At 70.5% G+C, this 13037-nt stretch carries 12 protein-coding genes and 2 tRNA genes; 9 read left to right on the top strand and 5 right to left on the bottom strand.

Going from position 1 to position 13037, the window contains the following annotated elements:
- The first annotated feature begins 580 nt into the window (after positions 1–580).
- Complete coding sequence (locus tag CLV72_RS30645; protein WP_106253692.1) at positions 581–1816, top strand: glycosyltransferase; 1236 nt, start codon at positions 581–583, stop codon at positions 1814–1816.
- Positions 1817–2128: 312 nt separating this feature from the next.
- Here the strand turns inward: CLV72_RS30645 and CLV72_RS30650 are convergent, their stop codons facing one another.
- The gene (locus CLV72_RS30650) at positions 2129–2320 is read right to left on the bottom strand and encodes a ferredoxin (protein ID WP_106253695.1); all 192 of its coding nucleotides are present in this window, start codon (positions 2318–2320) and stop codon (positions 2129–2131) included.
- Between the two features lie 7 nt (positions 2321–2327).
- On the bottom strand, positions 2328–3536 hold the full coding sequence (locus CLV72_RS30655; RefSeq protein WP_106253697.1) for a cytochrome P450: 1209 nt from the start codon (positions 3534–3536) through the stop codon (positions 2328–2330).
- Between the two features lie 98 nt (positions 3537–3634).
- On the opposite strand from CLV72_RS30655, the gene CLV72_RS30660 reads away from it, so the two are divergent.
- The gene (locus tag CLV72_RS30660) at positions 3635–4300 is read left to right on the top strand and encodes a TetR/AcrR family transcriptional regulator (protein ID WP_106253700.1); all 666 of its coding nucleotides are present in this window, start codon (positions 3635–3637) and stop codon (positions 4298–4300) included.
- Between the two features lie 63 nt (positions 4301–4363).
- On the opposite strand, the gene CLV72_RS30665 is transcribed toward CLV72_RS30660, so the two are convergent.
- Positions 4364–4987: an AAA family ATPase gene (locus CLV72_RS30665; RefSeq protein ID WP_106253703.1), complete on the bottom strand. Its 624-nt coding sequence runs from the start codon at positions 4985–4987 to the stop codon at positions 4364–4366.
- A 402-nt stretch (positions 4988–5389) separates the two neighbouring features.
- Here CLV72_RS30665 and CLV72_RS30670 point away from each other — a divergent pair, with 402 nt between their 5' ends.
- Positions 5390–6034, top strand: coding sequence for a dihydrofolate reductase family protein (locus CLV72_RS30670; protein ID WP_106253705.1), 645 nt, complete (start codon positions 5390–5392; stop codon positions 6032–6034).
- Between the two features lie 234 nt (positions 6035–6268).
- Here CLV72_RS30670 and CLV72_RS30675 read toward each other — a convergent pair whose 3' ends face one another.
- Positions 6269–7378 carry a DUF4037 domain-containing protein gene (locus CLV72_RS30675; RefSeq protein WP_106253707.1) on the bottom strand — a complete coding sequence of 370 codons (1110 nt, stop codon included), beginning with the start codon at positions 7376–7378 and terminating at the stop codon, positions 6269–6271.
- 704 nt (positions 7379–8082) lie between these two features.
- Between CLV72_RS30675 and CLV72_RS30680 the strand changes: the two genes are divergently transcribed.
- Positions 8083–8595 (top strand): VUT family protein, encoded by a 513-nt coding sequence (locus CLV72_RS30680; RefSeq protein ID WP_106253709.1) that lies wholly within the window; start codon positions 8083–8085, stop codon positions 8593–8595.
- 183 nt (positions 8596–8778) lie between these two features.
- Here CLV72_RS30680 and CLV72_RS30685 read toward each other — a convergent pair.
- Positions 8779–8852, bottom strand: a tRNA-Gly gene (locus CLV72_RS30685).
- 87 nt (positions 8853–8939) lie between these two features.
- Here CLV72_RS30685 and CLV72_RS30690 point away from each other — a divergent pair.
- The 5 genes from CLV72_RS30690 to CLV72_RS30710 form a co-directional block, all read left to right on the top strand.
- Positions 8940–9014, top strand: a tRNA-Pro gene (locus CLV72_RS30690).
- A gap of 194 nt (positions 9015–9208) precedes the next feature.
- Positions 9209–10678 (top strand): trigger factor, encoded by a 1470-nt coding sequence (tig, locus tag CLV72_RS30695; RefSeq protein ID WP_106253711.1) that lies wholly within the window; start codon positions 9209–9211, stop codon positions 10676–10678.
- 388 nt (positions 10679–11066) lie between these two features.
- Positions 11067–11684 carry a ClpP family protease gene (locus tag CLV72_RS30700; RefSeq protein ID WP_106253712.1) on the top strand — a complete coding sequence of 206 codons (618 nt, stop codon included), beginning with the start codon at positions 11067–11069 and terminating at the stop codon, positions 11682–11684.
- Positions 11685–11734: 50 nt separating this feature from the next.
- Positions 11735–12406 (top strand): ATP-dependent Clp protease proteolytic subunit, encoded by a 672-nt coding sequence (locus CLV72_RS30705; protein ID WP_106253713.1) that lies wholly within the window; start codon positions 11735–11737, stop codon positions 12404–12406.
- A 329-nt stretch (positions 12407–12735) separates the two neighbouring features.
- Positions 12736–13037: ClpX C4-type zinc finger protein (locus CLV72_RS30710; protein ID WP_281262452.1), on the top strand; the 302-nt coding region annotated here is incomplete at its 3' end.

Below are 13037 nucleotides of genomic sequence, written 5' to 3' on the forward strand. Positions count from 1 at the left end.
CATCGACCGAATCGGCGATGCACCCGCACAGCCCCTTGGTGCCCCGTGCCCGCGACGGCCGAAGCGCGACGGTACTCGCCGTTACGGGCCGCCCTGTGGACGCACCACGAGCACACAGCCGCCCGAAACCGCACCGGTGGCCGCCAACGGCGGGACGCGTTCGATCCGCACACTCCCTGACCGCAGACCCTTTGAAGGCGACGGACCATCAAGCGTGCTGTCCCACGCCCGCACCACTTCCGTCGGCCGAGGATCCGCCCGGATGACCGCGACGACACGCGCCAAGTTGGCTCGGCTGCGGACGGGGTCTCATTTACTCACGGCGGCTCGCGTCACCGTGCCAGGGGTCCCGGCCGGCGCGTGGCCAGGGGGAAACTCCGCCGACGTACCACCGTGCGGCAGGACACCGCCGCGCACGGGAGGACTTTCCGTCACAGCAGGCGGCCGAAAAGGAAAGGCAAGGAGAATCAACTCCTTGCCACTCTCAACTTATAGCGCACCGGTGGGCTTGCGGCAAGACCCGGGGCGTACCGCAGAATCGTCGGCGGAAAGCCGGGAACTGTGAAAACGGGGGCGCGAAATGCGTGTACTGCTGACGACGGTGGGCTCGCGCGGTGATGTCGAACCGGTGGTGGGCCTGGCGCTGGCCTTGCGGGAACTCGGCGCGGAGGTGCGGGTGTGCGCGCCGCCGGACGAGGACTTCGCGGCGCTCATGGCGCGTGTCGGCGTGCCGCTGGTGCCGCTCGGCCCAACAGTGCGCTCGGTCGTCGGCGGCTCGCAGCCGCCGACGATGGAAGACGCGTTCCGCCTCGCCCGCGAACTGGTCGCCGCCCGCTTCGACACGCTCGGCGCGGCGGCCGAGGGGTGCGACGTGCTGCTGGCGGCCGGCCTGATGCCGGCCGGCGCGCGGGACGTGGCCGAGAAACTGGGCATCCGCTACGTGTTCGCCTGCTTCCAGGTCTTCGGACTGCCGTCGCGGCACTTCCCGCCGGGTACCTGGCCGGGCAAGCGGTCGCCAGGGGACGGAACCGGCAAGCGGGTGCTGTGGGAGCAGGACGCCCAGCGGCTGAACGCCCTGTACGGCGAGGCGCTCAACAGCCACCGGTCCGCGATCGGCCTGCCACCGGTCGACAGCGTCCGCGAGCACGTCTTCACCGACCGGCCGTGGCTGGCGGCGGACGAGACGCTGTGTCCGTCGCAGGGCATGACCGATCTCGATGTCGTGCAGACCGGGGCGTGGATCCTGCCCGACGACCGTCCGCTCCCGGACGGGCTGGCCGCCTTCCTGGACGCCGGTGCACCGCCGGTGTACGTGGGCTTCGGCAGCATGGCCGCGCTCGCGCCGAGGGACATCGGCCGGGTGGCCATCGAAGCGGTCCGCGCGCAGGGCCGACGTGTGGTCCTCGCCCGCGGCTGGGCCGGCCTGGTCCCGATCGACGGGGCCGATGACTGCTTCGTCGTCGGCGAGGTCAACCAGCAGGCACTGTTCGGCCGGGTGGCCGCCGTCGTGCACCACGGCGGCGCGGGCACCACCACGACAGCGGCCCGGGCCGGAGTGCCGCAGGTGGTGCTTCCCCAGATCGCGGACCAGCCGTACTGGGCCGCCCGCGTGGCTGAACTGGGCATCGGCTCGGCCCACGACGGTCCCACACCGACCTTCGACTCCCTGTCCGCCGCGCTCACCCCGGCGCTGACGCCCGCCACCCGCGCACGGGCGAAGTCCGTGGCCGGCACGATCCGCACCGACGGGGCGACGGTCGCAGCGAAACTGCTACTCGACGGGGCCGGCCGGGACAGGCCGTCCAGGTCCGCGTGAATCAGCCGGAACGGTCACACCAGGCACCCGCGAGACGGCAGCGGATTCCGAAAAGCCTTTGTTGGGAATGCGGTCATCGGCACCAAGTGACAGGTGCGCGGCCACCGGGGCATCGTCGGACGCGTATCTTGTTCCGACCACCGCTAGTCCTATGTGAACGTGGAGCAGCTGGCCGGACACTTATTCGAATCGGTCGTACGTATCGTGGTGGAATGGCAGCCGAGCCCGCGCGCATTCTCGCTGGATCGGACGGAAGCGTCGAGAACATCATCAGGGCCTGTGTCTGCCTCCCTCCTCAGCTGATGTCGAGCCTCAGCTGATGTCGAGCGCCCTACTGGGGCACAGCCGGACGGCCTCGGCCACCTCCTCGCGCAGTTCCTCCGGGGGTTCCGGCAGGAGGACCGTGACCAGTCCGTCTTCGTTGGACTGGTCGAAGACCTCCGGTGCGGTGAGCACGCACATGCCGGCGCTGACGCAGACCTTGGTATCGGCGGTGATCCGCATGCCGCGCCTACCAGGTGACGGGCAGCTCGTGCACCCCGTACAGGAGGGTGCCGTGTTTGTAGGACAGCTCGTCCACCGGCACGGCGAGCCGCAGGGTGGGGATGCGGGCGAACAGTGTGGAGAACACGATCTCCAACTCCATCCGGGCGAGGTTCTGCCCGAGGCACTGGTGCACTCCGTAGCCGAAGGCGAGGTGGCGCCGGTCGCCGCGGTGGATGTCGAGCCGATCGGGCTCGCCGAACACCTCGGGGTCCCAGTCGGCCGCGGCCAGCAGGGCGATGACCCCGTCGCCCGCGCGGATCTCCGTGCCGCTGAGCCGGGTGTCCTCGGCCGCGATCCGGGTGGTGACGAAGTCGGCGATGCTGAGGTAGCGCAGCAACTCCTCGATGGCGTCAGGGAGCAGTTCGGGGTCCGATCGGAGCGCGGCGAGCTGGTCGGGGTGCTCCAGCAGCGCCATGGTGCCGAGGGAGATCATGTTCGCGGTGGTCTCGTGCCCCGCGTGCAGCAGCATCAGGCACATCATCAGCAGGTCTTCACGGCGGAGCTCGCCGGCGGGCTCCAGCTGCTCGGTGACCAGCTTGCTCAGCAGGTCGTCGCCGGGGTTCCGCTGCTTGCGGGTGATCAGCTCGTCCATATAGGCGCGTAGCCCGCCCAAGGCACTCGCGAACTGCTCCGCGGTGCTCGTGCCCGATGCCGCGATCCTGCTCTGGCTCTGGAAGTACTCGTGGTCGTCATAGGGCACGCCGAGCAGCTGGCAGATCACCAGCGAGGGCACCGGGAGCGCGAAGGCGTCGACCAGGTCGACCGGCGGGGTTCTGGCGAGCAGTTCGTCGAGCAGCCGGTCCACCGTGGCCTGGATGCCGGGCCGCAGCGTCTTGACGCGCTTGAGGGTGAACTCCTGGATGAGCATGCGCCGGTAGAAGCCGTGCTGCGGCGGGTCCATCCGGATGAACGGCGGGCGCTGAAGGATCTGCTCCTGCCCGGGGAAGAGCCTGGGGAAGCCGGGGCGGGTGCCGTCGGCGCTGAACGCGGAGCCGCTCAGCACGGTGCGGACGTCGTCGTAGCGGGTCACCAGCCAGGCGGTGCCGCCGGTGGGCAGCCGCACCTTGGCGACGGGTTCCTCGGCGCGCAGCCGCTCGTACTCCGGCGGCGGGGCGAACGGGCACCGTCGCCGGACCGGGAAGCTCAGGCTGTCAGGAGCCTTGGTCGGGGGCATCGGTCACTCCTAACTAAACGGAGGGAGTTCCTTCGCTTGTTCAAGGTAAGCTAGCACAATCGAAGGGCTTTCCTCCACATCTCGACGATGGGTACCGGTTGACCGAGAGCACCACCCGGCTGCGGGCGGACGCCCGCCGCAACCGCGAGCTGATCATCATCACGGCCCGCGAGGTCTTCCTCGAGCAGGGCATTCTCGCGCCGCTGGAAGAGATCGCCCGGCGCGCCGGCGTCGGCATCGCCACCCTCTACCGGCGGTTCCCCGACCGCCCCACGCTCATCCGGCAGGTCGCCCTGGACAACCTGGCCCTGGTCGGCGAGGAGCTGGACCGTGCCATCGCCGAGCACCCCGACGACGCCTGGAGCGCCCTGGCGCACCTGCTGCGCCGCCTGGTGCGCCTCCGGATCACCGCCGTCATGCCGATGCTGGTCCCGGGTCTGGAGGACGACATACGCGCCGACGGGGGAACGCTGAAGGCGCGACGCAACCAGCTCTACGACCGCCTGGAGCGGCTCACCCGCGCCGCCCAGCAGGAGGGGCGGCTCCGTCAGGGCCTCACCCCGATCGACATCTGGCTCGGCGTCGTCAAGCTGTCCCGCCCGCTGCCCGGCATCGGCGCCGACCTGAACGAGCTGATCACCGACCAGCAGCTTGAGCTGTTCCTCGGCAGCCTGCACGCGGTGGCGCTGGACGCCGCCGAGCCGCTGCGCCGGCGGCCGCTGACCCTCGACGAGCTGGACCGCCACCTCAAGCGCAGGGAGTAGACGGAGCCCTTCCGCCGCCGTGCAGGCCGGGGGAGCACCCGCACGAGAGGAAAGGCGCGCCGGTCACCGCGTCGCGGAGTCGACGGGGTGCGCGCCGAAGGCGAAGCCCGCCACCCGCGCCGCCGCCGTCCGGTCCAGCAGGACGGCTGAGGTGACGCCCGGCACCGCCGTGCCGGGGGAGTGGCGGACGGCGTCGGTGAGGGCGGTCCAGCGGCGGCAGTGGGTGGCGAAGCTGCGGCCGCCGACCAGCCGGCCGCGGCGGTACTGTCCCGCGCGGGCCAGCGCCGGAGGCACGTCGATCATCACCAGGTGCACCTCGCGCCCGAGCCGTCCCGCCGCCGCGCACAGCATGAGCAGCAGCATCCGCCGGGTGCCGCAGTCGTGCAGTACGACGGCACCGGGGCGGCGCAGCGCCGCCCACATGCCGGCCAGGTACCAAAGGTGCACCAGCGGGCGCCAGAGCGGATACGGCGACCACCACAGCCAGCGGGCCAGCCGGTTGCGCGCCTGCTGGGAGTCCAGCACCTCGACGCCGTCCTCGCGCACCGACTCCGACTCCGCCCCGGTCAGCCCGTACACGCGCCGCAGCAGCGTGCTCTTGCCGGCTCCCGGCAACCCCGCCACCACGACGAGGGCCCGGCCCGGGTACCGCAGCACCCCGCCCTCCCGGCCCCGCAGATCGTCCATGCGCACGCCGCCACCCCATCCGGACAAACACCTCCGAGCGGGTGTTAGTTCCCCACCCGAACCGCGCGGCGAGCCCCTGGGCGCCGTCCGTACCAGGTCGGAACGCGTCGGAAGCGCTCACACCGGCGCCGGACCGCGAAGATGGCCCCATCCGGCCACGGCACCCGCTCGGCGAGGCCCGAAAACAGCGAATGCGCGGAGCGAGCACCGCACGGCGCCGCGTCCGGACGGTGCGGAATCCGTCCCTGGGAGGAGGTCCACGGGACCCGGTGATCCGGCGCCGCGGCGGACCGGCCGCGTCGGCGCGCCTCCCGGCCAGGGCGGTGGTCGTGGACGCGGCGATGAGTTTCCGCGTCCGGGGGAGTCCAAGCACCCGTTGTCGAACGAACGCAGGAGGAGCACATGTCTCAGCTACTGAGGGTCCAGAACTTCACCGTCTCCAGTGACGGGATCGGCGCGGGTGAGGAACAGACCCTCGAACGCCCCTTCGGCCACGTCGACCCGGGAGGGTTGTTCACCTGGGCCGGCGCCACGGCGAGCTGGCCCAACCGCACCGACCCCGGCGGCAGCCGGGGCCTGGACGACTACTTCACCCGGGACTTCGCGCACAACATCGGCGCCGAGATCATGGGCCGCAACAAGTTCGGACCGCAGCGCGGGCCCTGGCGCGACCACGAATGGCGCGGCTGGTGGGGCGACGAGCCGCCGTTCCACACCCCCGTGTTCGTCATGACCCACCACGAACGCCCGTCGTTCACCCTCTCCGACACCACGTTCCACTTCGTCGGCGGCGACCCGGCCACGGTCCTCGACCAGGCGCGGGAGGCGGCGCAGGGCAAGGACGTGCGACTCGGCGGCGGCGTCACCACCATCCGGGAGTTCCTCGACGCCGACCTCGTCGACACCATGCACGTGGCGGTCGCTCCGGTGCGGTTCGGCTCCGGGCTCCGGCTCTGGGATTCACCCGACGACCTGCACGACCGCTTCCACCACGAGGCCGTGCCGAGCCCCAGCGGCGTGACGCACCACCTGTTCTGGCGGAAGTGACCCGAGGACCGGCCCGGCGCACGGCCGGGCCGGGCGCTTCGCCGTACGGCCGCGTGGTCGCGGACGAGTCCTCGCGCAGGCGGCGGTACTCGTCCGCGACCCCCAACGGCGCCTCGGCCGTCGTGCCTACTGACGCGACGACGCGTGGACGCCGGCATTACGTCGACGACGGCACGGGTGTCGCCGGATCGCCCATGTACCGCCCGCCCGGCGGTACGTCCCTGGCGAGCAGCACTAGCCCGTTCCGTCCAGCGCCTCCATCGCCGCGCGGATCGCCGCCGGGTGGGCGAGCAGGTCGGTGCTGTCGGCCCACTGGTCGACGGCGCCCGTCAGCGGCAGCGCGCGCAACTGCGGATCCGTCAGTGTGGCGGCCAGCGCACGCGCGAAGCGGTCGGCGCCGAGCACCAGGTAGGGCCGGTTGTGGAAGCGGCGGCGCGTCGGATCGACGGGCTCGGCCAGGCCGAGCCCGTTCTGGGCCGCGCCGACCGCCTCGTACGCGTCGCACAGGTGGCCTTCGCGCCCGCGCTGGTCGCGAGCCACCACGGCGCCGCGCAGCGACGGTCCCACCCGCTCGGCCAGCTCCAGCCGCCCGAACGCACTGCCCAGCCACTTGGAGTAGGGGGCGTAGCGCCGCTCGATCAGCAGGCACAGCCGCATCAGCTCGCGCACCAGCCGCGCCGCCACGACGGACGCGCCGAGCTCGTCGCCCACCTCCGCGCACCGCCCGACGAAAGCCTCCTCCTGCCCGACCCGCCGCCACTGGCACGCCAGCAGGTAGCGCCACACTTCGTCGGGATACCACTCCAGTCGGGACCGCACGAGCGTCAGCTCGCCCACGGAGTCGTGGAACACCGCCCCGCCGGTGACCTCCGCCAAGCGCTGCTGCGGCATCGCCAGCCACTCCAGGACCGTCGGCTCGCCGCCGACGGCGTCCACCCCGAGCAGCGCGACCGCCCACGCGCCCGTGTCCAGCACCTCGACCCGGTGGTTCACCGGCCCCTCGGCCGGCGCCATGAATCCGACCGGGTCGAGCGGATCCTCGCTCATCCGGAAGTTCGTCGACCACCCTGCGACGCTCGCCGGCAGCCGCTCGCTCAGCACCCGGCGAATCCGCTCCCGATGCAGCAGCAGCTCATCCCGTCGAAGGAACAGCTCCAGCCGAGGCCCCCAGTCATGGTCGACCGACCGCTCCGTATCGAAGCCCAGCACCTCAGACCCGCCGCCCACCCGGGCCGCCGCATAGCGCAGCCCCGGCAACTCCCGGGCCAGCACCGGCGCCACCACCCCGAACAGCGCCCGAGCCACCTCGACCCCACCCGCGAACCCGCCCACCGACGTAGCCATGCCCCAAGCCTCCACGCCGGCCGTCCCGGGCGCCAAGCGGTTTTCGGAGCCGAATCGGCCGGAACCTCGGATCGGACATGGAATTCGGCGCATCGCCCGAAGAAAGCGGTCAAAGGCGGCGCGACCGAGTGATAGGCACTCCGGATCACGGGGCGCGGTCCACGATCGAATGGATTGGAAGATCAATTCAGTGAAAGGCCGAAAGCGGCCAGCGGGAAGCGGCTTCCCCGGTTTCCCGCGAACGGCGTAAAGTCGCCCTAATCGCCCCGTCAGCCGATAGTGACGACCTTCCGCCGATCATCGAGACCGCCTGCCCGACGCGAAGCACCGGCTGTCGGCGCTCGTGGTCGTCTCGTTGATCGACGGCACCGCGAACCAGGCGCGGATCGACCAGCTGCTGGCGGCTCGCCCGGGAAACCTGCTACGAGGCTAAGGAGGATGAATGCCCGGCCAAGGTCGCGGGCGCGCCTGGGTACAGTCGAGCCGACCGGCGGTGTGGGCCCTGTGTCAGTTGTGATCTGAGCACACTGCGGTGTCAGCCACTCGAAGCGCTCGAACGACTCGGCGCCGCGTGGCGGCGGACGGCCGTCCGCGCCATGCTGTTCTGGATCCCTTGGGACCTGGTCTCCGGTCGCCGCCGCCTGACTGAACGTTTGTCACCGCCAAGCGGCACGCTGGACCGTATCGACCGCAAAGGAGGCGAGATGGCGCCAAGGGTCCATGCTGTCGTACTGGCGGCCGCGTACATGGCGACGATCCCGGCCGCCAATCTGGCCATAGCCCACATCGGGATGCTTCCGGTCGGCTTCGGGCTGATGGCTCCGGCCGGTGTCTACATGGCGGCTCTGGCGCTGGTGCTGCGCGACCTGCTGCAGGAGGTGGCGGGGTGGCGCTGGAGCCTGTGGGCCGTTCTGGCCGGCACGGTGCTGTCGGTGGCCGTCTCGCCCACCCTGGCGCTCGCGTCCGGCGCGGCGTTCCTGTTCAGCGAGCTGGCGGACCTCGCCGTCTACACGCCGCTGCGGCGCCGCGGCCTCGTAGTGGCAATGGCGGGTTCCAACGCCGTCGGCCTGGTCATCGACTCGGCGCTCTTCCTCTGGCTGGCCTTCGGCTCCCTGGACTTCTTCACCGGCCAGGTCCTGGGCAAGACCTGGATGACCCTGGCCGCCATCGCCCTCCTCCTACTGATCCGCCGCACGCGCCCCCAGGTACACACCTGAAAACCGAACACGGACCCCGACCCCCGCCCGCGGAATGAACGTGGCCCCCAACAGAAGGATGTGGGGGTGGGGGGCGTGGGGGCAAAGCCCCCACATCGGGGGGTCCGGGGGGTCGTCCCCCCGGGGGACATGCGGAACGCGAAGGCGAGCCGAGCGCAGCGAGCGAGCAGGGTACGCCCAGCGTGGAGCGGGCGACGGGAATCGAACCCGCGTAGCCAGTTTGGAAGACTGGGGCTCTACCATTGAGCTACGCCCGCACGTCTCCGCTGAAGCCCTGGTTGCCCTAGACTTCGGGGGAGCCGCAGGACTAAGAGTACAGACTCATGAGCCTGGGGTCGTACATTCGGGATGTAGCGCAGCTTGGTTAGCGCGCCTGCTTTGGGAGCAGGAGGCCCCCGGTTCGAATCCGGGCATCCCGACGGACTGGCACGTCGCGCGCCGTCGTCGCGTACGGTCGGGGCGCGGCGTCGTGTTTCGCCCTCCCGCCGAAGCCGTGTGGAAGGGCCTCTTCCGGCCGGGCGGTCCCGCGGGACGCGGTGCCGGTTCGCGAGAGCTTTCCGTGTGCGACCAACCAGCCGGACCGATTCACCGGAACGTCTAGGAGTACCACCCCGTGAAGACCGATGTTGAGGAGCTGAGCCCGACCCGGGTCAAGCTCACCATCGAAGTGCCGTTCGAGGAGCTCGGTCACGCCTTCGACGAGACCTACAAGACGCTCAGGAAGCAGGTTCGCATCAAGGGCTTCCGGCCCGGCAAGGTGCCGACCCAGCTGATCGATCGGTATGTCGGTCGCGGTGTCGTGGTGAGTGAGGCCGTCAACCACGCGGTGCCGGAGTTCTACAACCAGGCGGTGCGCGAGGAGGAGATCTTCGCGCTCGGCCAGCCCGACTTCGAGGTCACCAACCTTGAGGACGGTGCGGAGTTCTCCTTCACCGCAGAGGTCGACGTGCGGCCGAAGTTCGAGGTGAAGGACTACGAGGGCGTCAGCGTCACCGTCGACGACGCCGCGGTGTCCGACGAGGACGTCGACCAGCAGCTGTCGAACCTGCGCGAGCGCTTCGCCACCCTCACCGGGGCCGACCGCCCGGCCGCCGAGGGCGACTACGTGTCGATCGACCTCCAGGCGTCGGTCGACGGCGTGGAGCTGGAGGACGTCAAGGCCAGCGGCGTGTCCTACGAGATCGGCTCCGGCTCGCTGCTGGACGGCCTGGACGCCGCGGTCACCGGCCTATCGGCGGGCGAGTCGACCACCTTCGCGACCACCCTGGTGGGCGGCGAGCACGAGGGCAGGGCGGCCGACGTCGCCGTCACCGTGCACAGCGTCAAGGTGAAGGAGCTGCCGGAGCTGGACGACGAGTTCGCCCAGTCCGCGAGCGAGTTCGACACCATCGAGGAGCTGCGCGACGACTCCCGGCGCCGGCTCGCGGAGGTCAAGGAGTACCAGCAGGTCTCCCAGGCCCGCGACCGCGTGCTCGAGGCCCTGGTCGACAAGGTCGACATCCCGCTGCCCGACAGCGCGATCGAGGCCGAGGTCAACCGCCGCACCGAGAGCCTGGAGCAGCAGCTGCAGGCCAGCGGCCTGACCCGCGAGGCTTACCTGGAGTCGCAGGGCAAGTCCGAGGAGGAGTTCGAGACCGAGCTCGCCGAGGGCGCCCGCAAGGCGGTCAAGTCCGGCTTCGTGCTGGACCAGCTGGCCATCCAGGAGGACCTCAGCGCCGACAACTCCGAGCTGACGAACTACGTGGTCGACCAGGCGCAGCGCATGGGCGTCTCGCCCGAGGTGCTGATCAAGCACATGGTCGACTCCAACCAGATCCACATCGCCTACACCGAGGTGCTGCGCGCCAAGGCGCTGACCCTGGTGCTGCGCACGGCCACCGTGGTGGACGAGTCCGGCAACGAGGTCGACGTCCGCTCGGTGCTCGGCGACGAGGCGGAGACCGCCGCGGCCCCCGAGGCCGAGGGCGAGGCGGCCGACACCGAGATCGTCGAGATGGACTCCACCGACGCCGCCCGCACGACCGCGTCCGCCCGCTCGGACGACGACGCCGACGGCGAGGAGCGGCCCGCGGCCGGCTCCTGACGGCCCGCGCCACCCGTACGATCCGGCCGGTGGCGGACGCGCACGCGTCCGCCACCGGCCGTCGCCGTCTCGCGGGGACGGCTCCGCGCACCGGTACGGCCGGTGGCCGCCCGCGGTTCCCGGTTCCTCCGGCGGCGAACGGCCTGCGCCCACGGTGAACAGGGCAGGTCCAGGGGCTCCGGCGCGGCTAGTGTCGCTGGTGTAGCGACCGGTCCGGCCGTGGTCCGGCGGCGGGTGAAGAGGAGGGGGAGCGTGCTCGAAGCGTCCGCGCCGCCCGACCTGCGCCCAAAGCGAACAGGCCGTCTTTACGTGCGGGTGCGCCTCCACGGGGGGCTAGTGTCGCTGACACCGCAACCGAGAACATACGACTCCGGAACAGGTGAGATGAGTGCCGGAAACGTTTGAGCAGCCCTCGCGTATCATCTCGCGCACGGCTGAGGCCCCCCCGCAGTTCGGCGACCAGACCTACCAGCGGCTCCTGCGCGAGCGGATCATCGTGCTGGGCCAGCAGGTCGACGACGACATCGCCAACCGGATCTGCGCGCAGCTGCTCCTGCTGTCGGCCGAGGACCGCGACCGGGACATCACGCTCTACATCAACTCCCCGGGCGGCTCCGTCGACAGCGGCATGGCGATGTACGACGTGATGCAGTTCGTCCCGAACGACGTGGTGACCGTGGCCATGGGGCTGGCCGCGTCCATGGGCCAGATCCTGCTGTGCGCGGGCACGCCCGGCAAGCGCTTCGCGCTGCCCAGCACCCGCATCATGATGCACCAGCCCTCGGCCGGCATCGGCGGCACCGCCTCCGACGTCAAGATCTACGCCGAGCAGATGGTCTACATGAAGAAGCGCACCTCTGAACTCCTGTCCAACCTCACGGGCCAGAGCGTCGAGCAGATCCTCAAGGACTGGGACCGCGACCGCTGGTTCACCGCCGAGGAGGCCAAGGAGTACGGCATCATCGACCAGGTCGTGCGCAACGCCAGCCACGTCGGCGTCCTGTAGCGCCGCCCCGGCCCCCTGACCACCCAGACCACTGGAAGGCACGAAGACTCGTGAGTGAACTCTTCCGGCCCGGCGCGCACGGCCCGTTCGGGCAGGCCGGCTTCTCCGCGCCGCAGAGCCGCTACATCATCCCCTCGTTCGTCGAGCGCACCACCTACGGCGTCAAGGAGATGAACCCCTACAACAAGCTGTTCGAGGAGCGCATCATCTTCCTCGGCGTGCAGATCGACGACACCTCGGCCAACGACGTGATCGCCCAGCTCTTCACGCTGGAGCACACCGACCTGGACCGCGACATCACGATGTACATCAACTCGCCGGGCGGCTCGTTCACCTCGCTGATGGCCATCTACGACACCATGCAGTACGTCAAGCCCGACATCCAGACGGTGTGCGTGGGCCAGGCCGCCTCGGCGGCGGCGATCCTGCTCGCGGCCGGCACCCCGGGCAAGCGGCTGGCGCTGCCCAACGCGCGCATCCTGATCCACCAGCCCGCCACCCAGGGGACCCAGGGCCAGGGCACCGACCTGGAGATCCAGGCCGCCGAGATCCTGCGGATGCGCGATCAGATGGAGGACATCCTGGCGCGGCACACCGGCAAGTCCAAGGAGGAGGTCGGCCGCGACATCGAGCGCGACAAGTTCCTCACCGCCGAGACCGCCAAGGACTACGGCATCGTCGACGAGGTGCTCCCGTACCGCAAGAACGTCCCGACGGCGTAGCGGTCCGGCGCGGCCGGCGCGCGGCGGACCCCGGGCCCGTCCGCGGCCGTGCCGCGCCGTTGGAGTAGCACCATCATGATTAGCAACTAGACTGTGGCCATGCGCACAGGGGTGGACTCCGGCGGCTCGCCCGCCCGCCGTCTCGACGGCCCCCTGGATCCCGCACGCGCGGGATCGACTCGCGGAGGCGGCGCCGCGGCCGGCCGGGCCGCGCGCCCCCGCTCCGCTTCCCCGCGGTCCAGGTATGACCGCTCGGCCGCCACGCGGCACGACCCGACAGCCACCCTCTGCCCGGCGACGGGGTGGCCCGGAGTTAAGGAGTAGCTGGGGTGGCACGCATCGGTGACGGTGGAGACCTGCTCAAGTGTTCGTTCTGCGGCAAGAGCCAGAAGCAGGTCAAGAAGCTCATTGCCGGACCGGGCGTGTACATCTGCGACGAGTGCATCGACCTCTGCAACGAGATCATCGAAGAGGAGCTCTCGGAGACCACCGAGCTGAAGTGGGACAACCTGCCGAAGCCGCGTGAGATCTATGAGTTCCTGGATTCGTATGTGATCGGGCAGGAGCAGGCGAAGAAGGCTTTGTCGGTTGCGGTGTACAACCATTACAAGCGGGTGCGTTCGGATGGTGA

The sequence above is a fragment of the Allonocardiopsis opalescens genome (assembly GCF_003002095.1).
In the GTDB taxonomy this organism is placed as follows: Bacteria; Actinomycetota; Actinomycetes; order Streptosporangiales; family Streptosporangiaceae; genus Allonocardiopsis; species Allonocardiopsis opalescens.

Excerpts from the sequence above, each read along its gene's own strand:
- CLV72_RS30645 (WP_106253692.1), top strand. The coding sequence starts at position 581 with ATGCGTGTACTGCTGACGACGGTGGGCTCGCGCGGTGATGTCGAACCG.
- CLV72_RS30650 (WP_106253695.1), bottom strand. The coding sequence starts at position 2,320 with ATGCGGATCACCGCCGATACCAAGGTCTGCGTCAGCGCCGGCATGTGC.
- CLV72_RS30655 (WP_106253697.1), bottom strand. The coding sequence starts at position 3,536 with ATGCCCCCGACCAAGGCTCCTGACAGCCTGAGCTTCCCGGTCCGGCGA.
- CLV72_RS30665 (WP_106253703.1), bottom strand. The coding sequence starts at position 4,987 with ATGGACGATCTGCGGGGCCGGGAGGGCGGGGTGCTGCGGTACCCGGGC.
- CLV72_RS30670 (WP_106253705.1), top strand. The coding sequence starts at position 5,390 with ATGTCTCAGCTACTGAGGGTCCAGAACTTCACCGTCTCCAGTGACGGG.
- CLV72_RS30675 (WP_106253707.1), bottom strand. The coding sequence starts at position 7,378 with ATGGCTACGTCGGTGGGCGGGTTCGCGGGTGGGGTCGAGGTGGCTCGG.
- CLV72_RS30680 (WP_106253709.1), top strand. The coding sequence starts at position 8,083 with ATGGCGCCAAGGGTCCATGCTGTCGTACTGGCGGCCGCGTACATGGCG.